General features: G+C 49.4%; 23 protein-coding genes. 6 read left to right on the top strand and 17 right to left on the bottom strand.

What is annotated here, in order from left to right; all coding sequences use genetic code 11:
• Nucleotides 1-689, top strand: a 689-nt coding sequence (locus J3L11_RS05575) for a HEPN domain-containing protein (protein WP_207570406.1), incomplete at its 5' end; no start/stop codon positions are given.
• Between the two features lie 262 nt (nt 690-951).
• On the opposite strand, the gene rlmF is transcribed toward J3L11_RS05575, so the two are convergent.
• Together rlmF and J3L11_RS05565 are read right to left on the bottom strand one after the other, a co-directional pair.
• Nucleotides 952-1,920 (bottom strand): 23S rRNA (adenine(1618)-N(6))-methyltransferase RlmF, encoded by a 969-nt coding sequence (gene rlmF, locus J3L11_RS05570; protein WP_207570405.1) that lies wholly within the window; start codon nt 1,918-1,920, stop codon nt 952-954.
• A 3-nt stretch (nt 1,921-1,923) separates the two neighbouring features.
• On the bottom strand, nt 1,924-2,346 hold the full coding sequence (locus tag J3L11_RS05565) for a flagellar basal body-associated protein FliL (protein ID WP_207570404.1): 423 nt from the start codon (nt 2,344-2,346) through the stop codon (nt 1,924-1,926).
• A gap of 99 nt (nt 2,347-2,445) precedes the next feature.
• Between J3L11_RS05565 and J3L11_RS05560 the strand changes: the two genes are divergently transcribed.
• Entirely contained in the window at nt 2,446-2,994 is a 549-nt protein-coding gene (locus J3L11_RS05560) for a chorismate lyase (RefSeq protein ID WP_133038234.1), read from the top strand.
• On the opposite strand, the gene J3L11_RS05555 is transcribed toward J3L11_RS05560, so the two are convergent.
• The 3 genes from J3L11_RS05555 to J3L11_RS05545 form a co-directional block, all read right to left on the bottom strand.
• A complete protein-coding gene (locus tag J3L11_RS05555) occupies nt 2,972-5,794 on the bottom strand; it encodes an immune inhibitor A domain-containing protein (RefSeq protein WP_207570403.1) in 2,823 nt (940 codons plus the stop codon). The two genes, J3L11_RS05560 and J3L11_RS05555, sit on opposite strands and share 23 nt — an antisense overlap.
• Nucleotides 5,791-6,099: a hypothetical protein gene (locus tag J3L11_RS05550; protein WP_207570402.1), complete on the bottom strand. Its 309-nt coding sequence runs from the start codon at nt 6,097-6,099 to the stop codon at nt 5,791-5,793. The genes J3L11_RS05555 and J3L11_RS05550 overlap by 4 nt, the downstream gene beginning before the upstream one ends.
• Before the next feature lie 141 nt (nt 6,100-6,240).
• On the bottom strand, nt 6,241-6,834 hold the full coding sequence (locus J3L11_RS05545) for a YhgN family NAAT transporter (RefSeq protein WP_133038237.1): 594 nt from the start codon (nt 6,832-6,834) through the stop codon (nt 6,241-6,243).
• Nucleotides 6,835-7,004: 170 nt separating this feature from the next.
• Here J3L11_RS05545 and J3L11_RS05540 point away from each other — a divergent pair, with 170 nt between their 5' ends.
• Together J3L11_RS05540 and J3L11_RS05535 are read left to right on the top strand one after the other, a co-directional pair.
• Nucleotides 7,005-8,546 carry a metal transporter gene (locus tag J3L11_RS05540; protein WP_207570401.1) on the top strand — a complete coding sequence of 514 codons (1,542 nt, stop codon included), beginning with the start codon at nt 7,005-7,007 and terminating at the stop codon, nt 8,544-8,546.
• Between the two features lie 51 nt (nt 8,547-8,597).
• On the top strand, nt 8,598-9,362 hold the full coding sequence (locus J3L11_RS05535; RefSeq protein ID WP_207570400.1) for an NRDE family protein: 765 nt from the start codon (nt 8,598-8,600) through the stop codon (nt 9,360-9,362).
• Here J3L11_RS05535 and J3L11_RS05530 read toward each other — a convergent pair.
• The 11 genes from J3L11_RS05530 to J3L11_RS05480 all read right to left on the bottom strand — a co-directional run bounded on the left by J3L11_RS05530 (nt 9,359) and on the right by J3L11_RS05480 (nt 18,868).
• Complete coding sequence (locus J3L11_RS05530) at nt 9,359-9,784, bottom strand: nuclear transport factor 2 family protein (RefSeq protein WP_133038240.1); 426 nt, start codon at nt 9,782-9,784, stop codon at nt 9,359-9,361. The genes J3L11_RS05535 and J3L11_RS05530 overlap by 4 nt on opposite strands.
• Before the next feature lie 93 nt (nt 9,785-9,877).
• Nucleotides 9,878-11,149, bottom strand: coding sequence for a mechanosensitive ion channel domain-containing protein (locus tag J3L11_RS05525; protein WP_207570399.1), 1,272 nt, complete (start codon nt 11,147-11,149; stop codon nt 9,878-9,880).
• Between the two features lie 109 nt (nt 11,150-11,258).
• Nucleotides 11,259-11,690 (bottom strand): hypothetical protein, encoded by a 432-nt coding sequence (locus J3L11_RS05520; protein ID WP_207570398.1) that lies wholly within the window; start codon nt 11,688-11,690, stop codon nt 11,259-11,261.
• Nucleotides 11,691-11,858: 168 nt separating this feature from the next.
• On the bottom strand, nt 11,859-12,719 hold the full coding sequence (mutM, locus tag J3L11_RS05515; RefSeq protein ID WP_207570397.1) for a bifunctional DNA-formamidopyrimidine glycosylase/DNA-(apurinic or apyrimidinic site) lyase: 861 nt from the start codon (nt 12,717-12,719) through the stop codon (nt 11,859-11,861).
• Nucleotides 12,720-12,748: 29 nt separating this feature from the next.
• Nucleotides 12,749-13,204: a hypothetical protein gene (locus J3L11_RS05510; RefSeq protein ID WP_133038244.1), complete on the bottom strand. Its 456-nt coding sequence runs from the start codon at nt 13,202-13,204 to the stop codon at nt 12,749-12,751.
• Nucleotides 13,205-13,252: 48 nt separating this feature from the next.
• Entirely contained in the window at nt 13,253-14,236 is a 984-nt protein-coding gene (moaA, locus tag J3L11_RS05505; protein ID WP_207570396.1) for a GTP 3',8-cyclase MoaA, read from the bottom strand.
• A gap of 9 nt (nt 14,237-14,245) precedes the next feature.
• A complete protein-coding gene (locus tag J3L11_RS05500; protein ID WP_207570395.1) occupies nt 14,246-16,045 on the bottom strand; it encodes a bifunctional molybdopterin-guanine dinucleotide biosynthesis adaptor protein MobB/molybdopterin molybdotransferase MoeA in 1,800 nt (599 codons plus the stop codon).
• A gap of 10 nt (nt 16,046-16,055) precedes the next feature.
• Nucleotides 16,056-16,649: a molybdenum cofactor guanylyltransferase MobA gene (gene mobA / locus J3L11_RS05495; RefSeq protein WP_189617343.1), complete on the bottom strand. Its 594-nt coding sequence runs from the start codon at nt 16,647-16,649 to the stop codon at nt 16,056-16,058.
• Nucleotides 16,633-17,337: an energy-coupling factor ABC transporter ATP-binding protein gene (locus tag J3L11_RS05490; RefSeq protein WP_207570394.1), complete on the bottom strand. Its 705-nt coding sequence runs from the start codon at nt 17,335-17,337 to the stop codon at nt 16,633-16,635. Before J3L11_RS05490 ends, mobA begins: the two co-directional genes overlap by 17 nt.
• 8 nt (nt 17,338-17,345) lie before the next feature.
• On the bottom strand, nt 17,346-18,053 hold the full coding sequence (locus J3L11_RS05485) for an ABC transporter permease (RefSeq protein WP_189617345.1): 708 nt from the start codon (nt 18,051-18,053) through the stop codon (nt 17,346-17,348).
• On the bottom strand, nt 18,050-18,868 hold the full coding sequence (locus J3L11_RS05480; RefSeq protein ID WP_207570393.1) for a substrate-binding domain-containing protein: 819 nt from the start codon (nt 18,866-18,868) through the stop codon (nt 18,050-18,052). Before J3L11_RS05480 ends, J3L11_RS05485 begins: the two co-directional genes overlap by 4 nt.
• A gap of 278 nt (nt 18,869-19,146) precedes the next feature.
• Between J3L11_RS05480 and J3L11_RS05475 the strand changes: the two genes are divergently transcribed.
• Complete coding sequence (locus J3L11_RS05475; protein ID WP_133038251.1) at nt 19,147-20,529, top strand: sigma-54 dependent transcriptional regulator; 1,383 nt, start codon at nt 19,147-19,149, stop codon at nt 20,527-20,529.
• Nucleotides 20,530-22,662, top strand: a complete 2,133-nt coding sequence (locus J3L11_RS05470) for a HAMP domain-containing sensor histidine kinase (protein ID WP_207570392.1) — start codon at nt 20,530-20,532, stop codon at nt 22,660-22,662. It abuts the gene before it with no gap.
• Between the two features lie 201 nt (nt 22,663-22,863).
• Here J3L11_RS05470 and J3L11_RS05465 read toward each other — a convergent pair whose 3' ends face one another.
• Entirely contained in the window at nt 22,864-23,553 is a 690-nt protein-coding gene (locus J3L11_RS05465; protein ID WP_133038253.1) for a DNA-3-methyladenine glycosylase I, read from the bottom strand.
• Nucleotides 23,554-23,598: the final 45 nt, after the last annotated feature.

The following is a 23,598-nucleotide window of genomic DNA, read 5'->3' as shown; positions in this document are numbered from 1 at the left end:
ATGATCTTAGTGAAGCTAATATCAATACCATTCAAGGTTACGTAAATAAAGAATTTTTAATAACTAATTTTCTATCTTTATTCGCTTCTAACCACGCTCCTTGCGTTGAATTACGTTGGTGTATTTTAGAAGACACTACACCTCTTTCTGACATAATAGACACACATTCGACTCAATACTTAGAGGTTATTAAGCCTAAACATTATGATTCATGGAATGGTATTGACTCTGAACAAATTACTCATTTATTTAAAAAATACCTATCTATGAATGAGAAGCTTAGATTGCCTTTAGATATTTCTTTGGCTCGTCGCAGTCAGGCTATGAATACTTGGAATGATACAAATAAAGCTATTGACTTAGGTATCGCCCTTGAGTCGATATTAACAAAGCCTGATACTAATGGAGAGCTAACTCTCCAAATAAAAATTATTGGTTCAAAGTTGGCTTCTCATGATCTTGAGAAGCGGAAAGAAATATCTTCTATATTAAATGCAGCATACAGTATACGTTCCTCTGCTGTTCATGATGGGATTCTTAAAGATTCATACAAAGTTAACGGTCGAGGTAAGTTAAGACCTAGTATAATTATGGGTGAAACTTTTCCAATTTTGAGGGATTGTTTAGTGAAAATTATTGAAAAAAATGGATTAACTAAAGATGACTATGAGGAATTGTTTTTTTCGTAATTTTAACTATATATAGATTGTATAAAAGCAGCCGCTCAAAATTAATTAGCTGATATTTTGATTCGATTACAAGTACAGATCCTATTTTAATAAGTACGATGCTTATTTTTCATGATGGTTAAGTAGTAAAGTGACTTTGTGATAGTTGGAGTTATCGATGAATCGCTTGAATTGGTATGAATGCTAACTTGGAATTGTCCCAAATTAAGTAAAAAAGCGTGAATATACTGAAAGGAAAAATCTGCGACTGACGTTTCACTAATCAGGTTTTAAATTTGCGCCAAGTCTTACGAGTGTTTTCATCAAGAAAACTCCAAGCCAAGATCCGGGTTTGTTTGTTGCCCTGTACCATTTTCAGCGTGCGTACCACTTGTGCCTGTTGTTGCGTCAGCCACCGATAACACTGTGGTAAATTTTCGACTTTGGAGACTAAAGAGCTAAACCACAGCACTTGGGCGCCATAATGTTTACTTTCGCTGATCATCCGCTGTAAAAATCCGGCTTCACCACCGTCACACCAGAGTTCATTGGCGCGGCCAGCAAAATTCAGCTGTGGCTGTTTGGTAGGCTTATCGCCACGGTTAGCCGCCAGATTGCGTACCTTGCGTAGGCTGCCTTGTTGCGCTTCGGCAGCAGAGCGATGAAAGGGCGGGTTACACAGGGTGACATCAAAATATTCCCCCGGCTGAATGATATTAGCGAAAATATGCTGCGGCTGTAATTGTTGGCGTAAGCTGACAAGCGCGGCGATACGGGGATTGGCATTAAGCACGGATTGCAAATGCTGTAATGCCTTGGCATCGATATCACTACCCACAAAGCGCCAGCCATAAATAGCAGCCCCCAACAAGGGATAGATGCCATTAGCGCCAGTGCCGATATCCAGCGCAGTGATTTGAGTACCTTTGGGAATAGAGCTACCAGCGGCCAACAGATCCGCCAGATGGTGCAGGTAGTCTTCGCGTCCTGGCACGGGCGGACATAAATAACCGTCTGGTAGGCTCCAGTCACAGATCTGATAATGCTGTTTGAGTAATGCGGTATTCAGCGCTTTTACCGCCGCAGGCTCGCTGAAATTAATCGACAGTTGACCGTATTGGGTGGTCAGCAGGTGGCGTTTCAAAGGCGGGAATTGCTGCGCTAACGCCGTAAAATCATAGCCTTGGCGATGACGGTTACGAGGGTGCAACCCTTTATCCCGTATTAGCTGCGGGATTTTTGCCTCCGCCATGGCTTAGTCGTACAGATAACGGGTAAACAGCAGGTTGACTACCAGCTCTTTGCCGGTTTCTTGCTGCAGCAAACGATTGACAGTTTGGTAGCATTCCTTACGGATCTCTTCCCTGCCAGTGAGTGACTTAATTTTATCTTCGGTCTGGTTACCAAGGATCTCCACAATGGCCGCCCGCAGCAATGGATCATGGTGCTGGATTGCCAGTAAATCCTGCTGATCCTTTACCATTAACTCCACGCTGATCCGCACAAATCCTAGCTTTTTGCGGTTGGAGATATAGTTGGTCACTATCTCTGGCTCAAAGCCGTAGTACGCATAGTTATCTTCAGTTACCGCTGGCTTTTCCTTTTCAGCATCGGCTGCCTGAGCAGGAAGCCAACTGCCCACCAGTGTCAACAATATGAGTAATAGTATTTTTTGCATGTATTCGCACCACCCTGTCGGCAACTGAAATGTCTACGGTTTAGCATCAGCAGTCCCCGTGTTAGACTCCGTGAGTCTTTCTATTGTATCGGCTATCTGATGAATCTGACCAGTCCTGGCTTTCCTTTTGGCGATATTATCCAGTGGTCTGCTGAGCCACCACATTCATTTTCAGCGCAGCCGTTAGCCGCATGGCTTACGGCTGATGGCAGTCTTACCCAGCGCCTACGCCAATGTTGCCAGCAGTTTGAAGTCACGCTGTTAGGCGAGGTGGTAGCTACACCACTGCCCGGCGAGTGGCCGGGAACAGAAGACAAGTTATGGATCAGAGAAGTGCTGCTGTGTCTGGATAATCAACCGCTAGTGTATGCCCGAACCTTGGCACCGTCATCGCTGACCCAGTTACAACACCGCGGTCAAAAACCACTGGGCGAACTGTTATTCACCGACAATAACTTCATCCCAGGGCATATGGAATGGGGACAAGCACCCATAACGGGCAAAATCCAGCAGCTAGCGACCACCTTAGGACAAACGTCTGCTAACACCATTTGGGGCCGTCGCCGCTATTTCCATTATCGTCAACAGCGGCTGCTGGTGGCCGAATTTTTCCTGCCGGAGGCGGTTAGCCGACTGCCGCCACTCTGAAACTTGGTTTACGTCGTCCCAATGCCGCCAGTAACAGCCCCAAGAGACACCAACTGCCGAGACTGCCGCCACCGCCAGAGCTACTGGTACTGTCGGCGGTTATTGGCGCAGTGACCGTGACAGTGTTAGTCGCACTGGCGCTGGCGTTGCTGCCATCGGTGACGGTCAAGGTCACACTGTAACTGCCGCTACTACGGTAAGTATGCGAGGGAGAGGTCAGACTGCTGCTGTCACCGTCGCCAAAATTCCAGTGGTAACTGAGTGTACCACTGCCACCGCTACTCTGGTTGCTAAACTGCGCGGTTAACCCGTTGACGGTGCTACTGAATGCAGCAGCAAGCGTCGCATTCAGCGTCACCTGTTTTGTTGCCGTTGCGGTCTGCGCCTGAGCATCAGTTACCGTTAATGTCACACTGTAACTGCCTGTCGCAGTATAGGTATGCTGTGGGTTCTGCTGCGTACTTGTGGTGCCATCACCAAAATTCCACAAATAGCTGTATGGTGCAGTCCCGCCACTGGTACTCGCGCTGAAACTGACTTGCAACCCTTGTTGCGCCATCGCAAAGCTTGTTGCCAAATCAGAGGTAACCACGGAATCATCCATGGTCAGTCTGACAGTAGCCTGACTGGAATCCAGTTCCTGAGAAACCACTTCCAGCGTAAATCCCAATGCTGGCAGTTTAATACCTGCCTGCGGCATGCTTGGCGCACTGTAATCGTCCCGGTCATCAAAAATACTGGTTGCCGTACGGTAGTTATCACCGGGATAGTAGCTCTGGTTGTAGAGGCTAAAGGCTGCATCATGGATTTGCACTAATGTTGGCTGCCCGCTCACCAGATGCTGGTCCGCATCCACCACACCAATAAACACCTTGCCGGGATGATCGCCAACATTGTTGTCATCGACATCCTGATCTCGCAGCCATACCAAAACCCCCGGATCATACCCCGCCTGTTCCAAGCCGCGGTCAATCCCGGCATAGCTGCGCAGCTGTACCAGATAACTGCGCCCGGTCCCTGGGCGACTAGCCCCGGTACGGATAAAACGATTGAGCGTCATATCGGCATTTAATTGCTCGGCATCATCGGCAAATACTATGTTGGCTCCCGCCATAAGCTGAATGTTGTCAACCTGAATGCCATCGCCACCCAAGGCTTCATCGGTTTTATATACCAGGCTGATCTGTTTGTTGTTTCCCGCATAAGCACTCAGATCAAAACTCAAGGTAACCCAGCCGTTATTGTCTGCCGCAGCTAATGTCGACGAATCCCCGGTAATGATATTGCGAGCATTGTTGACGGAGTTAGTGCTGACGGTGTAATTCCCAGCAACAGCTACACCATCCACCAACAACTGGGCGTAATCATAATATTGCTCAGTATCCCAGCGGGCTTTCATCGTTAGTGTTAGCGGACTGCTGGAGGGTAACTGTACATTGAACGACATCGCATGGTTAAGTTGATTGCCGCTACCAGAATAATATTGATAATCACCGGCATAGGGTGCAGTAATGGCAACCTCACCAGGCGGCAGCGTGATTTCCAACTGGTTAAGACTATTGCTGTCAGTTGCCTGATTGAGCACAACATCCGTACCATCAGCTGTCAGCGCTGTATAATCAATAGTTTGCATATTCAGCCAGCGCCCTTTATAACGCTGCTGCAGAAAATCCCGCGCATAAGGACTAAATCCTGTGGGCGCCGAGCCCGCTGGTGCGCCGGTCCAGCTACCATTTGACATCAACGACCAGTAGCCTACTGGTTCACCATCGCCACTGTTGTCAGTGTTATATTCGTCTGGCAGACCCAGATCGTGGCCGAATTCATGCACACATACGCCAACAGCCGAATCAATGGGCTGAATGGTGTAACCAAACACACGTTTGGATGTGCCAGGGATCAACTGACCGTAACTGCCAGGCACAAAATACCGATGCGACCAGATGGCATCATCACCCAGCACTCCGCCGCCAGCTTCTTCACCAATACTGGAATGAAACACCATCACATGGTCAATAATGCCGTCGGGTTCATTCAGATTACCGTCGCCGTCGATGTCATAGGGGTCTTCCACGTCGTATTGCGCCAGCTCCGCAGCAGACATATTGGCGGCCGCCAAAGCCACAGCTTCTTCGACCAGCTCGGTAGCACGGATATCGCTGTCGTTGTTATCGGGATCGTTGGCACCGTAATAGGCGGCATTATGGCTAGCGGTATACCAGCCTTTAACATCACCCGTAAAATAAAAACTGTTACCTGATGCCGCCTGATAATACTGGTATGCCGACTGCAGATTTTGCCCAGAAGGACCGCTAAACCCGCTATTGGAAAACAATAGACCCTGGTAATGGGATGCCGGATAGCTGCTGTAATACATCTCGCTATCGGCAGACGTTAACCGATTGTTATCGTAGGGAAGATCAGGAAAATCAATCAGTACCGCCAATACTTTTACGGTCTTGGTAACACTAGCATCCGCAGCAGACACCCGCTGTAACTTCGACAAGGTTGTGAGACCTTGGCTTCGTTGATACGCCGCCTTCAGCAACTGCCGATTGTGATTCAATTTCTGCAGTTGTTCTTTAGATAATTTACCGCCTTGCAGATAATCCGCTAAAAGCTGTTGCTGCTGTTCCAAGGACGCATTTGGCGATAACTCACCGCGCTTTTTCATCCAGTAAAGGATCTGGTCTTGATTGGCAATCGCGGGATCCCGAGGCGCCGGAGCCGCAGCGACAATACAACTGGTACTGAACAAAACCGCGCTGATGATCAGTGAAAACAGATGTCCACGATTCATGCTTTAGGCTCCTTTTTACACTTGCTGTAGGCCTGCTGACGTTGGCGAATGTAGTTATTGAGAATCTGTTGCTGTTGCTGCTCACTCATTGCTGGCGTAAGCACCCCCTTGTCTAACAACAGCTGGTGAATTTGAGTACGATCGATATGAGGCGCGCCGCTGCCACAGGGAGTTAATGGCTCGGGGGCTGGTGCGGCAGCGGGTGCTTGTGTGTCCTCGGTCGTGGCTGGTGACGACTGACAGGCACTCGCCCCCATTAACACCAATACCGCCGGCAGACTGAACATGAGATAACGATTGACCACAGCACACCCCTATAACAACTCAGGAACATTACATTAACTGTAGACAACCTTTCGAGACAAGCAGTTCAGCAACAAAGCTGTTTAATTGTTCAGGATTAATTCAGCCGGGGTAAAAACCCGGCTGATCGTGCAGCAAAGAGACTAACTGACAGTAGACAGATAACGCGCAACGCCGTCTAAAAACATTTGCACGGAAATCATAACCAACACCATCCCCATCAGGCGCTCAACCGCGGTAAGCCCCTTGTCACCGAGGAGCTGATTAAAGAGTTTGTAAAATAACAAAATCACCGCACTTGCCGCCCAGGCAGATACCAGCGCCACGGTCCACTGCAGCATTTTGCTGCTGTCGGTATGCGCCAATAGGATCAAGGCGGCCAGAATTGATGGCCCGGCCATTAATGGTATCGCCATCGGCACAATGAATGGTTCTTCGCCAGCCGCCAAGCCCACAACGCCACCGGGTTGCGGGAAGATCATGCGAATAGCGATGAGAAACAGAATGATACCACCAGCGATACTGACGCTTTCAGAGCGCAAATTAAGGAAACTCAGGATCGCTTCACCGGCATAGAGGAACATCAGCATGATAATTAGCGCAAACACCAGCTCTCGGATCAGCACCTGGCGGCGTTTTTTGGGTTCAATATGCCGCAAAATAGACGCGAATACCGGCAGGTTGCCCAGCGGATCCATAATAAGAAACAGCATCACGGCAGCAGACAGCATATCCATGGTTTGTCGGCCCGGAAAATTCAACAAGGTGGCATATTGTATAGGTTTTCTCGCAGAATTTCGGCACTATTTAGTGGGATATTTTTCGCTATTTTCCGCTGAATTACCTGCTGCCCATTTACAACACACTTGCTATACTATAACGCTTTTCAATTTCATTAACGGTACCCATGTTATACCTTGTCGCCAGCTGCATCGCCCTATTGCTCGGGCCGGTTTTCTATCGTTGGTTAGCATCAGGCAATGGTCTGCATAAAGGGCTGGACGGCTTTATTTTTGTGTCGCTCGGTGGTCTGGTGTTGGTACATATCCTACCGGAACTGTTGGAGCATGGCGGCTTGCTGGCATTGGTGTTTGTGGTGCTAGGGCTGTGGGGGCCGTCGGCCAGCGAGAAGCTGTTTCACCGTTATTCCGAACTCACCCATAATGTCACGTTGGTACTTGGCATCATCGGTTTACTGCTGCACACAGTTACCGATGGCGGCGCTATGGTGTTGGCGCAGCAGGACAGCAACTACAGCTTGCTGGCGTTGGGAGTGATTCTGCACCGTTTGCCAGTAGGGCTAGCCATCTGGTGGCTGTTAAAACCCCATGCCGGAGCCAAATGGGCCTGGACGGTGTTAGTGCTGATGATGCTACTGACCACTGTGGGTTATGTTGCCGGAGAACAGTTGCTGCAACACCTGAGTCTGGATAACACTGTGTATCTGCAGGCATTTGTTACCGGTTCAATTCTGCACGTGGTGTTACATCAGCCGCATGGCAATGAGAACAGCCTGAATGGTCGCCATGAGTTGTATGCTGGGTTTGGCAGTCTGTTGGGGCTGGGGTTATTGGCAGTATTAATGCTGATGGATTCAGGAGAACATGCCCATGAAGCGCACGCGCATGACTCTTTGCAACTATTTGATTGGCTACTGATGCTCGCCCCTGCGCTGTTATTGGCCCATGCCTTAGCTGCAGGCCGTTATGCGCTAGGGCTACGCCCAGATAACCCACAACCATGGTCACAGTGGTTGCAACGTCTTGCGGGACCAGAGGTTCTGTTGTTAACACTGCTATTGCTGGGGCCGCTATACGCCCTGATGCAGTTGTTTTCCTGCCTGTTAATCGGTGGGCTACTCACCCTCTTGCAAGCTAGACCGGTTAATAGTCAACCGCAACCAGGCACCAATGCTGTCGAGTTTGGCTTTAGCTACGGCATTGATCATAGTGCGCCGTGGATACTTTTGAGTTTGCTGTTAGCCAACCTCATTGGTCATCCGTCAGTACCATTGAACCATGACTGGATCCAGGTGGCCGTATTAGTGCTGATCTTTATTCCTATGCAGCTCAGTCCCCTTGGTAGCACAGTACTTGCGGCTACGCTGGCATATAGCGGCTGGAATCCGCCTGCATTGGTGCTGAGTCTGTGCGCCGCCCAATTGTTGAATATCAGCCAATTGCGAGTGTTATCATGGTTCCAGAAGTCTGCGACATTATTACTGCTACTTCTGCTTGTTGCATTGGCAGGCTGCTGGCAGCCACAATGGCAGCAACTGCTGCCACACTGGTCCGCGATCAGTACCGTCTCGTTGGCAGTTCTAGCCTTGCTATTTGCCATCAGTTTGTTGCGGCAGGGCCCTAGGCGCTTCCTCAAGGCCTTGAAACCACAAACACTTTCTGCACCGACGGCAGTACACCATCACGGCCACGCCGAACATCACCATTGAGTTCGGTAACCTGTTGCGTAGCCACAGCATTCGACACTCAAGGAGGATAGTATGTGCATACTGTTTATAGCGCTGCAGCAGCATCCAGATTACCCTCTTATTCTGTGCGCTAACCGTGACGAGTACCATCACCGGCCAACCGCAGCCGCGCACTTCTGGGCAACAACGCCGCAAATGCTGGCCGGTAAGGATCTGAACGCTGGGGGAAGTTGGCTCGGCGTGAACCGTCGCAGATATTTAGCCGCTGTTACTAATATCCGTGCGCCGCAGTTACTACGGGATGACCGCCGAAGCCGAGGAGAATTGGTGATAAAAGCGCTGCAATCACCAATAAATATCGATTGGCTGCAACAACATCGGCAAGATTACAACCCGTTTAATCTGGTTTTTGGCTCTGCCTCAGCGCTGTTCTGTTACAACAGTCTCAGTGGCACAGTACAACCGCTGACGGCGGGTTTTCATGCCATCAGTAACGGCGCACTGGATGATATCTGGCCCAAAATGGCAAAAGGGACACATGCACTGCGGCAGTTGATACGCGCGGCACCATCGCTGGATACTGAGGCGTTATTAACGCTGATGCAGGACGATGCAGAAGCTGATGTGGCACAGTTACCGGCAACTGGCATTGAAGCTGAATGGGAGCGTAAACTTTCGGCGATTTTTATTCGCCACCCCCACTATGGCACACGCAGCACCACTTTATTAATGCAAAACCGTGCCGGAGTGATGCAGTTCATGGAAGTACGCTATAACAGTGAGGGCCGCGAGTTTGGTCGTGACCAGTTTCAGTTTATGCCAGAACTGCCGTATTAAGAGGTGTGATCGTGCACTATCACCCATTTATCTTCGTGCTTCTCTACCAACAGTGTAAACACGCCTGAGGTCAGTCGGTCGGGTTGTTGCAAACGCCACTCCCCCGCGACCAACGCCGCATAATTGCTTAGCATATGGATATCAATGGCTTTGAGCTGCAGTTTTCCCATGGTTTTCTGATCTGGGTAATTCTCTTCATAGGCTTTCAGCATATTGTCCCAGCCGTAAACAAAACCGCCACCTGAGACAAAGCGCAGTTTCTCATCACGCCAGTAGCCTTGCATGTAACTTTGGATATCCCCTTGATTCCAAGTCTGTTGTTGATGTTGTAGCAACGCCATAACATCATCCGTCGGTACCGCCTGCACCAGCAGACTGCAACATAAACTGCCGCAGAGCAGCAGTGTCCGTAATAGATTCATGCGATATCCTTATCCTTCAATAAGTTGGTGATAACTATTGTGCCAGTCATGACGTTACCACCAACGCAATCACCAAGGCAAACCGCTTGGCCTTCACTGCTCTGCCACATCCACACGCCGTAAGCTGCGAATATCGTTACCCGTTGGTGCTTGAAAGGCTCGCAAGTCGAACTGCGGCAAAATAGCAAAGATATGGTCAAAAATATCAGACTGGATCTCTTCGTAATTTACCCAGCGGGTATCGTTAGTGAAGATGTACAGCTCTAGAGGCAATCCTTCGGTCGTAGGCGCTAACTGCCGTACCATCAAGGTCATCTCCTGATGAACTTTTTCATGGTGCCGTAAAAATTCCACCAGATAAGCCCGGAAGGTTCCCACATTAGTCAAACGTCGGCCATTCACCGGCATATCCATATCCGGAATTTTGGCATTGGACTCACCCAGTTCATGGATTTTTTTCGGCAGATACTCTTTAAGATAATTGATTTTTGCCAGCCGTTTACGATCTTCTTCTGTCAGAAAACGTATGGAATTGATATCAATATTAACAGAGCGTTTGATACGACGGCCGCCAGATTCCGACATACCGCGCCAGTTACGGAATGCATCTGAAACCAGAGCATAAGCAGGGATCATCGTGATAGTTTTATCCCAGTTACGCACTTTGACGGTGGTCAGAGACACTTCTTCCACCGAGCCATCGGCACCGTATTTATCCATCTGGATCCAGTCACCAGGGCTGACCATGCGGTTAGCCGCCAACTGAATGCCCGCCACAAAACCTAGAATAGTGTCCTTAAACACCAACATCACCAGACCGGTGGCGACACCCAAGCCACTGAGGAAGTACACCGGTGACTGGTCCGCAAGCACCGAGACACTGACAATTAAAGCCACGAAGAACAGGAATAACTTACATAACTGGACAAAGCTTTTAATCGGCAATCGGCGACTGATGAGCTTGACGTCTGCCACCTCGTTGACAGCGTCCAATGCGGCATATAAAGCACGCACCATCACCACCACCAGCCAGACGCTCAGCAATTTGTCGACCAAAGCACTGGCCAGTTTATGTTCAGTTAGTGCAACTGGAACCAAGAAATTGAGCACCATCGCCGGCACCAACAGCGACAGCTTTTCCAGTACCCGATGCCGCAGAAATATATCGTCCCAGGTAGCTTTGGAGCGAACGATCATCAGATTCATTGCCCGCACCACACCTCGGCGAATAACAATGTAAGCAACCGCGGCCAATATCAGGCTGCTCAGGATCAATATAGCGGTGGCCAGCCAACCGGAAGGTTCACTGTTAATGCCAAATTTTGCCAGCCAATCCGTCAACACAACGCGAAAATCTGTTTCCAAATCTGTTCTCTCCAACCAACTTATAGTTCCGACCGTCGTCGGCGCACGCTAGCGTAACATACCGTTTCGTATGCTGGTTTAACAGTTGTTGAATAACAGTTTGGAAATTTTATTGGGAAGAAAATGAAAGGGTAACATCATCGGCAGTGGGCTGTTCAAAATGCACCAGAGCATCTGCGGGAAATCCGCCAACTTGTAACAATCCGTCTTCCTGCCAGGCTAATGCCAGTTGCTCGTGACGTCCTTTAACTACCATCAGCGCCGGATAACGGTCGCCAGAGATCTTGTCCACCAATCCCAGATAACTGTACCACTGATGCGAGTGTCCGGTATTGCAATTAGAAAAACTTACTTCGGCCAGCCATAATTGCTGTGGTGATTCGGCTCGCTGTAACGGTAACACTTGGCAAAATTCATCGGCCGCACGTGTTTCGGCAAAACCCACGAGATAAAAAAACAGATATCCGGCCAGTAAGCAACCCACAACCATGCTACCAAGACGCACGCCGTAACTGGCTACAACCTTGATGCGCGCCGCCACAAACCCTCCTTACATCATTAACAGGAAGAAATCAGGCTAACGGTATTTATTAGTTAAGTAAATCCAAATAATGTCACGAACTATCTAGCAATTGTTGCAAAAAATTTAATAATGTCGGCAATCGATTGAATTAACGCTAATAACTGCGGTGCCGACAATAAGGAATTGCTAATCTATTGGCCGGTTTTTCGGCTTGCTGACGGCTTTACTCGCTTTGGCGGGTTGGCAAGTTGGACAAAATACCGTGCTACGTTGTCCGAGACGAATTTCTGATAACAGGCTCCCGCAATGTAAACAAGGTTGACCACCACGGCCGTAAACCAGCAACTTCTGCGCAAAATAGCCCGGTTTGCCATCAGCATTAACAAAATCTTTGAGAGTCGTGCCCCCTTGCTCAATAGCTTGGGCCAGAATAGCCTTAATCTCAGCGACCAGCACTAATAGTTGCTCGACAGTTACCCGCTCACCAGCTGTCTGCGGGTGGATCCCCGCCGCAAACAACGCTTCATTCGCGTAAATATTGCCAACACCAACAACAATGGCATTGTCCATCAGACACAGCTTCATCGCCTTACTTTTACCTTTGAGCGCCTGTTGCAGGTATTGCGGATTGAAAGCCTCGGTCAACGGCTCCGGCCCCAGCTTTGACAGCAGAGGATGGGCCTGCTCCGGTAACTCACACCACAACCAGGCGCCGAAACGGCGTGGATCGTTAAACCGGAGGACAAAACCATTCGCCAATTCCAGATCGATATGGTCATGCTTCGCTGGTGGTGTAGCACGCGTAAGAATGCGTAAACTGCCTGACATTCCCAGATGCACTATGGTGGTACCAGCATCGGTATCAAGCAGCAGATATTTGGCACGACGTCGCACCGCGCGAATGGTTTGCCCAACAATCTGCCCGGCAACCTCTGGCACCGGCCAACGTAAGTTAGCATTACGGACCACCAACCGGCGTACAGTTTGCCCTACCAACCAAGGTTCAATACCGCGGCGGGTTACCTCTACTTCGGGTAATTCTGGCATAAAGGGAATGTCTCTCGATTTAACTAAGATCAACGCTCAGCATTAAGTAGCGGCACCAGTGAAGCTCGTTGACTAGGCGGGATCTGGTACCAATTACCGGCCGCCGATTTCAACAGTCCAGTGTCAACAAATAGTAACCAGATTTGCGCTTCACGATCGGTTAATTGCAACAACAGTTCCTGAGGTTTAGCCGAGGCGTCCAGTTGAGGCTCATCTAGCAGTGGTGACACACGAATATGCAGCCAACTGTCAACCCATTGCTTGCAGTTCAGGACTTTATCATCACACTGCCATTCATCTCTGGCATTACGAGTCATCCATACACCTGAAAGCTGCAATTGCGCTAACCGCGCCTGCTTATCAAATAACGGCACAGTTTCTTTGGGGGTATCATGGGTGTGCTTATTCAGCATCGTCAACAACCCTATCATCACCACCGATGCAATAATAAGGATGTTATTCCACTGTCTGCGGGTCAGCGCCATAATTGATATTCTCGGCCAATACCACCTCAGTCTATCACTGGCGGGACCTCAGCCACCAGTGGCATTCATGAAACGTAGGATTTGCGGACTATCAGGCTGATCAAAATGATGTGAGCGCGGCTTGCGTTGCAAAGACTCAGTAATGGTTTGCTGCAACAGTCCAATATCATCCGGGTACTCACGCACGACTTGTTTCAGGTCTACCGAGTTTTCATTACCCAGACACAGCAGCAAACGGCCGTCGGCAGTCACTCGCACGCGGTTACATTCGTGGCAGAAATTGTGACTATGGGGTGAGATAAAACCGATATGGATATCACTGTCGGGCATCTGGAAATAACGGCAGGGGCCACCGGTACGACGGTTGGACAGCGTTAACGGATAATGCTGTTCAATCACCCGCTGTACATCGTCACTGGACATATAACGAGGTGATTCCCTTTCGACTATCTGCCCTAGCGGCATCTCTTCAATAAAAGCAATATCCAGTCCCCGACCACGGCAAAACTCCACCAGCGCCAGAATTTCATCTTCATTGCGCTGTTTAAGGATTACCGCATTCACCTTTATCCGCTCAAAACCGGCGTCAATGGCAGCATCGATTCCTGCCACCACGCGTTCTAGCTTACCAATACGCGTTAGCGCCTGAAATCGTACCGGATTAAGCGTGTCCAGACTGATATTGAGTCGTGACAAACCGGCGGCTTTCAGCGTAGGAGCCAACTTGGTTAGATGTGAACCGTTAGTGGTCATCGACAGCTCCCGCAATCCAGGCAACTGATGTAAACGTGCCACCAATTGCGTAACATCGCGGCGCATCAACGGTTCACCACCGGTCAGACGGATCTTGGTCACCCCCATCTCGGTGAACGCCTGACACACATGTGCCATTTCTTCTAGCGACAACACCTGGTGCTTGGGCAAAAAGCGGGGATTATCACCCATACAATAAACACAACGGAAATCGCACCTGTCAGTTACCGATAACCGCAGGTATTCAACTTTGCGGGAAAAACCATCGCTGAGGTTCATAGCCATACCTCACAGCAGCGCGCCAAATGGCAAAATGTATAAGGGCTGTCCAGCAGCAACACGTTCATCCTGATCGCCTATTACCGCCAAGCAGTTGCCCTTCACCATAGAGCTTAACATGCCCGATCCCTGCGAGCCGGTGGATGTCACATGCAGTTGACCATCAGCGCCGATACGGGCAATTGCCCGGCTGAATTCTGTGCGCCCCTGACGGCTTTTGAAGGTCTCATCGGCAATGGCAGGCAGTAATTGCGGTTGCCAGTCGAGCTCGCCTGCCAGTTTGCGCAGAGCTGGCTGCACAAATAGCAGAAAGACCACCATCGTCGCCACAGGATTCCCCGGCAAGCCAAAGAACAAGGCATCGTTGACCTTGCCAAAAGCTAACGGTCTACCAGGCCGCATGTTGATGCGCCAGAAATGCACTTCGCCAATAACCGCCAGTACCTTTTTGATGTAATCAGCATTACCGACCGATACGCCACCGGAGCTGATCACAACGTCAGCCTTGGCGGCTGCACCTGCCAGTGCGGCAGTCAGCGCAGCTTCTGAATCTTCGATAATGCCAAGATCGATAACGTCACACCCCAACCGTTTTGCCATCGCTTTGATAGTGAAACGATTAGAATCATAGATACAATTCGGTTTTAGTTCAGTGCCCGGTTGGCAGACCTCATCACCCGATGAAAAAACGGCAACTACCGGACGACGCACGGCACTGATTTGCGCAAACCCTAAAGACGCTAATAGGCCTTGCTCCGCCGCACCAAGACGACTACCCGCGGCCAAAGCTACCGCACCTTTAGCTATGTCTTCACCAGCCAAGCGGACATTTTGCCCGGCCTTGAGCGTGCCAGAGAAACGCACATATCCATCGGCTTCATTCGCCAGTTCTCGCGGCTGCACCGCATTGGCCCCTGTTGGCAATGGCGCGCCTGTCATAATTCGCACCGTCTCACCAAGTTGCAGTTGCGCATCGTAGCTGTGCCCAGCCAACACTTCGCCTTTCACCTCAAAGGCTTCTGGCACCGGTTCGCGGTGGACAAAGGCATAGCCATCCATTGCGGAATTAGTCTGCTGAGGGACATCTACGGGCGATACTGCATCACAAGCCAAGATACGGTTGTCGCTGTCATCCAACATCAATGTTTCTGTAGCACCGATAGGTTGCACTTGCGCTAGGATCTTATCGATCCCCTGGCGCACAGACAGATTGTCGCCATCGCCAGTTTCACTGGCATCAAGCGGCAGCGGTTTTACTACGGGGTGCGGCGGCCGCCAGTTAGCAGCATATTGCAGAACAAAATCCGCAATCTGCTCAATGTTGTTGATATCCAGCCGTAGAATTTGCGCGGGTAGCTGGGTTTCGTCACAACAAGCAACCGCCAGAATATTAGGGTCTTCGGTATAGATAAAAGGTTTACCCAGCGCCGCCCGATGTAATTCAATTTTTGGCAACGCCAGTTTTTTAAAGCCTTCGACCAACACCAAATCGGCTTTATCGGCTTCCAACTGTTGCAGCAAATGCACCAGATCTGGATCCGTTTCTTGTGGATCCTCGGTCATCAAAGCCCAGCGTATGTGGGAGGCCACCAGCATTTGTCGGGCTCCGGCTTTGCGCATTTCATAACTGTCTTTGCCGGGAATATCCACATCGAAATTGTGATGCGCATGTTTGAGCACGGCCAACCGCAACCCTCGTTGTTTCAAGACGGGGATCAATTGCTTCAGCAGGGTGGTCTTGCCAGTGCCACTATAGGCACAAAACCCCAATACTGGAATTGACAACGGGTTGTGAAAAACAGTGCTCATAGGAACCTCTTTAAGCTTTTGATATCACTGCGGCCAATTGCTGTTTCTGTTCTTGAGTGTTGACATTCACAAACGCATTGGGTTGATCAGCAAATGATACTCTGGCGACTTTAAAATCTTCAAACCAGCTTTCTACTCGACGCTGGCCACTCTCCAAGTAAGTCTTTAATGATTGCCGTAGTTTTGGTTTCAACAATAACACCACCGAATGATCGCGTTCACCATCGGTTGCCACCGCTAAGTCAGCATCTTCCGCCAGGAGTTGCTGTTGCATGCGTTGCGCTAAATCCAGTGGTAACAATGGACAATCACAAGGCACCACCAACATCAGCTCGGTCTGACATTCCGCCAGGCCACTGTAAATACCCGCCAACGGTCCAAGAAAACCTTGCAACTGATCAGCAAAGACCTCAAAACCGAAAGCAGCATACCTTTCCTGATTTTTATTAGCGTTGATCCGTATCTTATTTACTTGATTTCTAAGTCGGTCAATCACATGCACAATCATGGGTTTATCCAAGAGCTCGATCAGCCCCTTATCTTCGCCACCCATGCGCCTTGCCAGCCCACCGGCAAGAATCATTGCTTCAATCTGCTGCGACATGATGTCTGTTCAACTCCGCCTGTGTCCCCGAATATAATTGAGTAGTCGTAATCCGCTGCGACTTAATTTGCCAACGTTCACTGCATAATTGAATTAACTCAGAGTCCTGATGACTACTTATCAACAGCCCGGTGTGTTGATGTTTTAATTCGCCGATCATCTGACAAACCAACTGTTGCGATACCTGATCCATGTTGGAGATAGGTTCATCCAGCATCAGTAATGATGGCTTCAACAACCACACTCTAGCCAGCGCCAATCGCTGCCGTTCACCTCCAGATAAAGTGGAGGCATTGGCTTTCAGTAAATTATCCAGTTTCGCCAGTTCGATGGCAGAGGTCATACGTTGACGCTGTTCAGCCTCACTCAGCCTACTGTAGCGCTGAGCCAGCTGCAAATTGTAGCCGACATTACCTTCAAACAGATAGGGATGCTGATGCAGATACAAGGCTTTACCAAGCAAGGAATCTTTACGCCACCAAGGTGCCTTAGCGAAACCTTCAGCCACAATAGCGCCACGGGTTGGCCGTAACAACCCGGCCAATAACTTCATTAACGTGGTTTTACCACTGCCATTATCTCCACTAAGGTAGATAACGTCATTTTGGCTAAAACACAGATGTTCGGCGGTGAACAACTGACGTTCACCAAAGCGCATCTCGATATCACTGGCAATAAGTCTGCACATATGACGTCCTAATGGCTTCGTGGTTGAGCAGCACCACGCAAGGCTCCCAACATAAAATTCAGGATCAGTGACAAAATCAGTAACACCAGCCCCAAGGCAATCGCCTGCGCAAAGTCACCTTTGCTGGTTTCCAGAGCAATAGCCGTAGGGATATTGCGGGTTACTTCGGCAATGTTACCGCCCACCATCATGGAACAACCAACTTCTGTCACAATGCGAGAGAACGCAGCGATGACGGCCATCAGCAGCGGCACCCGCAGCTCACGACAAATCACCCACACCGCGCCTAACCAGCTGGCCCCCAAGGTGCGGCAGGTCTCCCAGGCACGCCGATCAACACTGGTGAAAGCGGCATGGCTCATGGCCACCAGCACAGGTGCACAGATCATCATCTGCCCCACAATCATCCCTTTTTGGGTGAATAGCCAGTGCAGATCGCCAAAGGCACCATTGCGAGTAAGCAGCAGATATACCAGCAAACCAATCACCACCGTGGGTACCGACTGTAATGTCTGCACCAAATTAATAGCAATCCAATGACCACGAAAATGGCTGAATGCCAGTATAAATCCGATGATTAATGAGGGAACAAGGGTGATAAGCAGTGCCGCGAACGACACGGAAAAAGACACTGAGATGATCGACCAGACTTCAGGGTCCAGACTAAACAGCAGGCCAAAGGCCTGCTGTATCAGGGCTAACCAGCCTTCTGTCATTTGTGATAAGTGGCTTTAAACAGCTGCTGTCCTTGCACTTTAAAGTCATTGATCAATTGCTGACCTTTATCACTGATGAGCCAATCACTGAATGCACGGGCACCTTTATGGTTCAGATCTGGATATTTTTTAGCGTTGATCAGAATAACCTGATAAGGGTTCGCTAGTGTTTTACCGCCGTCAAAATCGATCTGCAGATCCAACTTGCCTTCATAAGCGATGTAAGTGCCACGATCCGACAGAGTATATCCCTGCATTTCGTTAGCCATTAGCAGAGTCTTACCCATGCCTTGGCCTACCGATTTATATCCAGCAAAATCAGGTTTCACGTCAGCCGCTTTCCAGATCAACAGTTCTTTCTTGTTGGTACCTGAATCGTCACCGCGAGAGATAAAAGGAACACCTGACTTGGCGATTTTTGTGAAAGCTTCTTCGGCAGATTTGCTGTCGTGGATTTTGGCAGGGTCATTTTTCGGACCGAGCACCACAAAATCGTTTTCCATAATGCCGCGAGGCTCAACACCAAAGCCATCGTTAACAAATTTAGCTTCAGCATTTGGCGCATGGGTCATCACCAGATCCACGTCTCCCTGAGAACCGAGTTTCAGCGCCTTACCAGTACCAGTGGCAATCACCTGTACTTTGTAACCGGTATCGGCTTCAAACTTAGGCAGCAGATACCCCAGCAAACCTGAGTTTTCAGTACTGGTGGTAGTCGCGAGTTTGATGATTTTTGTGTCCTGGGCATAAGCAGAGATATTAAACAGCATCCCAGCAGCAACAACGAACCCCAACAGTTGTTTCATTTTCAGCATGATTGCTCCTTGATAATACGGAACTGGTTTCCATTCATAGCGGAAAACCTTGTCCATTTTTTATTTCGGCCGAATATAGCAATTTAGATGCCACTACCAATTTTGGGCAAAATGCGTACAAGAGGGGAGTTTCATGTGAGCCATATCACAAGCTTATTAAAAACCATCCAGACATTTTGTCACACACAGGTTTTTACATGGCCCATACTGACCAATTTATGCAACATCAATGATAGAATGCTAGGCTAATGAGTCAAAATGTCTTGCCGAATAAATCTATGAGCCAAATTGATCCGCCACTAAAGCCACTACCGTCTGCGGTATCGGTATTGATCGTCGATGATGAACCAGGAATGCGGAGTTTCCTGAGTAAAGCACTGACCAAAAAATTCGCACTGGTTGAAACAGCCGCCAGCATTGAAGAGGCGGAACAGTTGCGCAGCCGCTGCCATTTTGATCTGCTGATAGTCGACATTCGGCTGCCGGGACGTTCCGGTATCGAATGGCGTGAAGCGTTAGACGATCAGGAACGTCGCTCCGATATCATTTTTATGACCGGTTATGCCGATATGGATGTGGCAATTCAGGCGCTGCGTGCTGGTGCGTCAGATTTTATCCTCAAGCCGTTCCATCTGGACCAGATGATGCAGTCAGTGGATCGCTGTATCGAACGGCGACTGCTAAAACGCGAAAATTTGATGCTGCGCCGCGAGGTGTCAGCGGGTTATTCCTCCTCAATTATTGGCAACAGCGATGCCATGAAAGAGGTGAAACGCATCATTGAGCGTGTGGCACCAACCAATTCGGTGATCCTCATTGAAGGGGAGTCAGGCACAGGTAAAGAGTTGGTCGCTCGTCAGTTGCATCTCCTCAGCGGCCGCCAAGGACCGTTTGTGCCGGTAAACTGTGGTGCCATTGCGCCGGAACTGCTGGAAAGTGAATTGTTTGGTCACACCGCCGGTTCTTTCACTGGCGCCAAGGGGAACCGTGAAGGTCTATTCAGTTTTGCCTCCGGTGGCACCATTTTTCTCGATGAAATCGGTGAGATGCCCCTTAAGATGCAAACATCGTTGCTGCGGGTATTAGAACAGAAATCCATCCGCCCCGTCGGCAGCGAAAAAGAGGTGGCTATCGATGTCAGAGTCATCGCAGCCACTAACCGTAAGCTGGCCGAAGAAGTGGAAGCGGGTGGATTCCGTCGCGATCTGTTTTATCGATTGAATGTGCTCAATATTGTGATCCCGCCGTTGCGCAGCCGCCCTGAAGATGTGGTGGAACTGACTCATCACTTTACCCGTCAACTGGGCGCAGAACTAGGGGTACGCGAAGTGGTGTGGAGCCATGAAGATCTGCTGAAACTGCAGCAATATTCTTGGCCAGGTAATATCCGCGAACTGCGCAACATGATTGAACGTTGCCTGCTGCTGGGTAAACCTCCGGCAGAATACTGGAAAGAATTACCCAAAATGGAACAACCGGTACAAACCGGCTATCCGTTGGATTGGCCATTAAAAGATGTGGAACGCGATCATGTCACGGCGGTAGTTGATGCTCATGGAGGCAACAAATCGGCAGCTGCAAGAATTCTTGGTGTATCGCGTAAGACGTTGGATCGTAAATATAAAGAGTGGTTTGATACCGACCCGGATGCGGAGGATTAAGTGTCGCTGTTTCAGCGGTTTTTCGGCCTTACCTGGCGGCAGATGCAAGCCAAGGTGCGCTATCGCATTTTGATCCTGACACTGTTGCCTATCTTGCTGACACTGGTGAGTCTGGTATTTATCACGATTTACTGGAATATCAGCTACACAGGCAAGCAGCTGTTTATGAAGGTCAAAGCCGATCTTACGGTAGCCATAAACACGCTGTCATCGGTACAGGACCATCAAGAAAAGCAGCTGGAAAGAGTCATGCACTCTTATGAATTCCAGACCGGTTTTCGCGCTATTGAAAGCGGCAATAATGCTCAACTGGACGCGATTCATGAGTTTTTGCAGCAACAGCAGAAACTACTGAACCTGGATTTCCTGCGCTTAGTGAGCATTGATAACGTCGCCGGAGACCCGCAATTACGGCAGATGTTGCCCCGAGTGATAGGGCATCAGGCTTACTCTGGGTTGATGGTACTCGGTGATTCCGAACTCACCCGCATAGACAGTCATCTGGCACAACGCGCACATATCCCAATCGTTGCGACGCCAAGAGCACAAGTACCTAAAAACGCAGAAGAAACAAGAGGTCTGTTAAGCCGCAGCTTATTACCCGTACCCGATGCACAAGGGCATGTTGGCTGGTATCTGGACGGTGGGACACTGATCAATGGTGACACCCGTATTGTCGATCATATCCGCGATTTGGTGTATGACAAAGGCACACTGCCGGATCACTCCATAGGCACAGTCACCATTTTCCTCAACAACATTCGTATCAGTACCAATGTGCCGCTGAATATCGGCCCAGGGCATGACCGAATGCAGGGTCGAGCACTCGGGACGCTAGTGTCTGAAGAAGTACGGCAAAAGGTGTTGGATCAAGGCAAGCTGTGGATCGACCGTGCGTTTGTCTATAATGACTGGTTCATTTCGGCCTATGCGCCGCTCGAGGATATCCGGGGTAAGCGCATTGGGATGATTTACAGTGGTTTTTCAGAAGCACCGTTTATCCATAACTACCTGCTAAACATTATTGAGCTGGGTACCATATTGATGTTGGTATTGCTGGTTTCTGGCATGTTGGTTTATCGCGGCGCTTACAGTTTGTTGCAACCCATTGAACGCATACATCATGTTGTCAACGCAGTGCAATCTGGTCGCAATATGCGTATTGGCGCTCTGGGACTGGATCGGGACAACGAACTGGCGAATCTGGCAGAACAGTTTGATCGGATGCTGGATCTGTTACAACACCGCAATGCGCAAATCCAGGCAGCTGCTGAACAGTTGGAGATGAAAGTCGAAGAACGCACCCGCAGCCTGCAGGAGAAAACCGAAGAACTCCAGAAAAACGTTAAGCTGCTGAATGAAACCCGCCATCAGTTGGTCACTAACGAAAAGCTTACAGCGCTAGGGGAACTTACGGCCGGTATTGCCCATGAAATCAATAACCCTACTGCAGTCATCCTCGGCAATATGGAGTTGTTACGTTACGAACTGGGTGATAATGCCAGTAGCGTGCAAGAAGAAATAGATCTGATTATTCAGCAGGTTGGCCGCATTAGTACCATTATTCGCAGCCTGCTGCAATACAGCCGTCCCGGCGAATTCAATGCGCCACTGGAGATCCAACAGCTAACACCGATCATTGAAGAGATGCAGTTGCTGGTACGTCATTCTCTCGGAAAACAAGAAGTCGTGTTATTACCGGAGCTACACGCCAGTTATCCGGTAGAGGTTAACCGACCACAATTGTTGCAGGTGTTGATCAACATGGTGATGAATGCTGCACATGCGATGGATGGTAAAGGACGGATCTGGCTGCGCGCCTATGACTGGGTGGTACAGGGTGAACCTATCGGTGCCAGAATTGAGATTGAAGACGAAGGCCGTGGCATTCCCGCCGACCAGATTGGTCGCATCTTTGATCCGTTTTACACCACCCGTAAGGATGGTACTGGCTTGGGCTTATCGCTAAGTTACGGCATCATCAACCGTATAGGTGGCACCATTGATGTCCGTTCAATCGTTGGTAAAGGAACGTTATTTACCATTAGTTTGCACCACCGCGCCAAAGAGCCATTCAACCCACCTTACGACAATTTGTTCGGACAAGCCGACGATAGCAGTGCTTCATCCTAGCAAAAGATAAAAAAAGACCGGGTTATTAACCCGGCCACAAAGAGTGTGTGAGCAATGTCGTGCTTTGCAAACTCAGGAACACCATAATTCGAAGTCATTACCACAAAACTTGTCATTAAGGATGAGTTTTGGAACGCACATTAATAGTAATAATTCTCATTTAGATTTGCAAGCATTATTTTTGCACGACACCATATTTTTTTAGATCCGGTTATCACCCACACTGCACGACAGTATGCGGCTGATCTGCGCCATACTACGACCACTGCACTGTTGCCAGTGATTAAACACGGCCTGTACCTGATTCAGGCCACTCAAGGAGGTGAAACTAGCATCCACTAACTGATGCGCCTTGAAGTAACCTTTAACATCATCGGTTAGCAGGAAGGTATCTTTGCCAATATTTCGCAGAAAATACGGGCCGGTATTGCCTCCCAGCCTAGCGCCACGTTGTTTAAGTTGCAGCCAAAGCCCGACGATCTCTTCTACAGGCCACAGCGCAATATAACGTGCCAGACTGCCGTGCTCCTGGGCAATTTCACGCACCATCTGGGCATTGTCGTAAATCGCTTGTGTTTTCTTGAGATGGCGGATCAACTGCGGATCTGCGGCACGCTGCTGGATCTGTTCCGGCGACAACATCAGCACTTTCGATGGCTCAAAATCAAAAAATGCCTGTTGATAAAGTGGCCATTTATGTTCCACCACTTTCCAGACAAACCCACTCTGAAATACCTGCTTACTCATAGCAGATAACAGTTCAGCGTCAGCATACTGTTGCAACTCATCAGGGGTTAACACTTCTGGTAACAGGCTTTCCAACCGTTCATGGCCACCCTTGCGTTCACTGGCACGGGCATATATCTCATCAAACGCTTCAGGTTTATTCATGGTATGTGTCCCTACTGCTACTAGCGGGTATCCGAAGTTCGGCAC

Source organism: Shewanella sp. 4t3-1-2LB (assembly GCF_017368415.1).
In the GTDB taxonomy this organism is placed as follows: Bacteria; Pseudomonadota; Gammaproteobacteria; order Enterobacterales; family Shewanellaceae; genus Shewanella; species Shewanella fodinae.
The sequence above is the reverse complement of the archived record's forward strand: the minus strand, read 5'-3'. Positions and strand labels throughout refer to the sequence as shown.

What these genes read in the sequence shown, in the direction of transcription:
- rlmF (WP_207570405.1), bottom strand. Translation starts at nt 1,920, where the DNA reads ATGGCGGAGGCAAAAATCCCGCAGCTAATACGGGATAAAGGGTTGCAC.
- J3L11_RS05565 (WP_207570404.1), bottom strand. Translation starts at nt 2,346, where the DNA reads ATGCAAAAAATACTATTACTCATATTGTTGACACTGGTGGGCAGTTGG.
- J3L11_RS05560 (WP_133038234.1), top strand. Translation starts at nt 2,446, where the DNA reads ATGAATCTGACCAGTCCTGGCTTTCCTTTTGGCGATATTATCCAGTGG.
- J3L11_RS05555 (WP_207570403.1), bottom strand. Translation starts at nt 5,794, where the DNA reads ATGAATCGTGGACATCTGTTTTCACTGATCATCAGCGCGGTTTTGTTC.
- J3L11_RS05545 (WP_133038237.1), bottom strand. Translation starts at nt 6,834, where the DNA reads ATGGATATGCTGTCTGCTGCCGTGATGCTGTTTCTTATTATGGATCCG.
- J3L11_RS05540 (WP_207570401.1), top strand. Translation starts at nt 7,005, where the DNA reads ATGTTATACCTTGTCGCCAGCTGCATCGCCCTATTGCTCGGGCCGGTT.
- J3L11_RS05535 (WP_207570400.1), top strand. Translation starts at nt 8,598, where the DNA reads ATGTGCATACTGTTTATAGCGCTGCAGCAGCATCCAGATTACCCTCTT.
- J3L11_RS05530 (WP_133038240.1), bottom strand. Translation starts at nt 9,784, where the DNA reads ATGAATCTATTACGGACACTGCTGCTCTGCGGCAGTTTATGTTGCAGT.
- mutM (WP_207570397.1), bottom strand. Translation starts at nt 12,719, where the DNA reads ATGCCAGAATTACCCGAAGTAGAGGTAACCCGCCGCGGTATTGAACCT.
- J3L11_RS05510 (WP_133038244.1), bottom strand. Translation starts at nt 13,204, where the DNA reads ATGGCGCTGACCCGCAGACAGTGGAATAACATCCTTATTATTGCATCG.
- moaA (WP_207570396.1), bottom strand. Translation starts at nt 14,236, where the DNA reads ATGAACCTCAGCGATGGTTTTTCCCGCAAAGTTGAATACCTGCGGTTA.
- J3L11_RS05500 (WP_207570395.1), bottom strand. Translation starts at nt 16,045, where the DNA reads ATGAGCACTGTTTTTCACAACCCGTTGTCAATTCCAGTATTGGGGTTT.
- mobA (WP_189617343.1), bottom strand. Translation starts at nt 16,649, where the DNA reads ATGTCGCAGCAGATTGAAGCAATGATTCTTGCCGGTGGGCTGGCAAGG.
- J3L11_RS05490 (WP_207570394.1), bottom strand. Translation starts at nt 17,337, where the DNA reads ATGTGCAGACTTATTGCCAGTGATATCGAGATGCGCTTTGGTGAACGT.
- J3L11_RS05485 (WP_189617345.1), bottom strand. Translation starts at nt 18,053, where the DNA reads ATGACAGAAGGCTGGTTAGCCCTGATACAGCAGGCCTTTGGCCTGCTG.
- J3L11_RS05480 (WP_207570393.1), bottom strand. Translation starts at nt 18,868, where the DNA reads ATGCTGAAAATGAAACAACTGTTGGGGTTCGTTGTTGCTGCTGGGATG.
- J3L11_RS05475 (WP_133038251.1), top strand. Translation starts at nt 19,147, where the DNA reads ATGAGCCAAATTGATCCGCCACTAAAGCCACTACCGTCTGCGGTATCG.
- J3L11_RS05465 (WP_133038253.1), bottom strand. Translation starts at nt 23,553, where the DNA reads ATGAATAAACCTGAAGCGTTTGATGAGATATATGCCCGTGCCAGTGAA.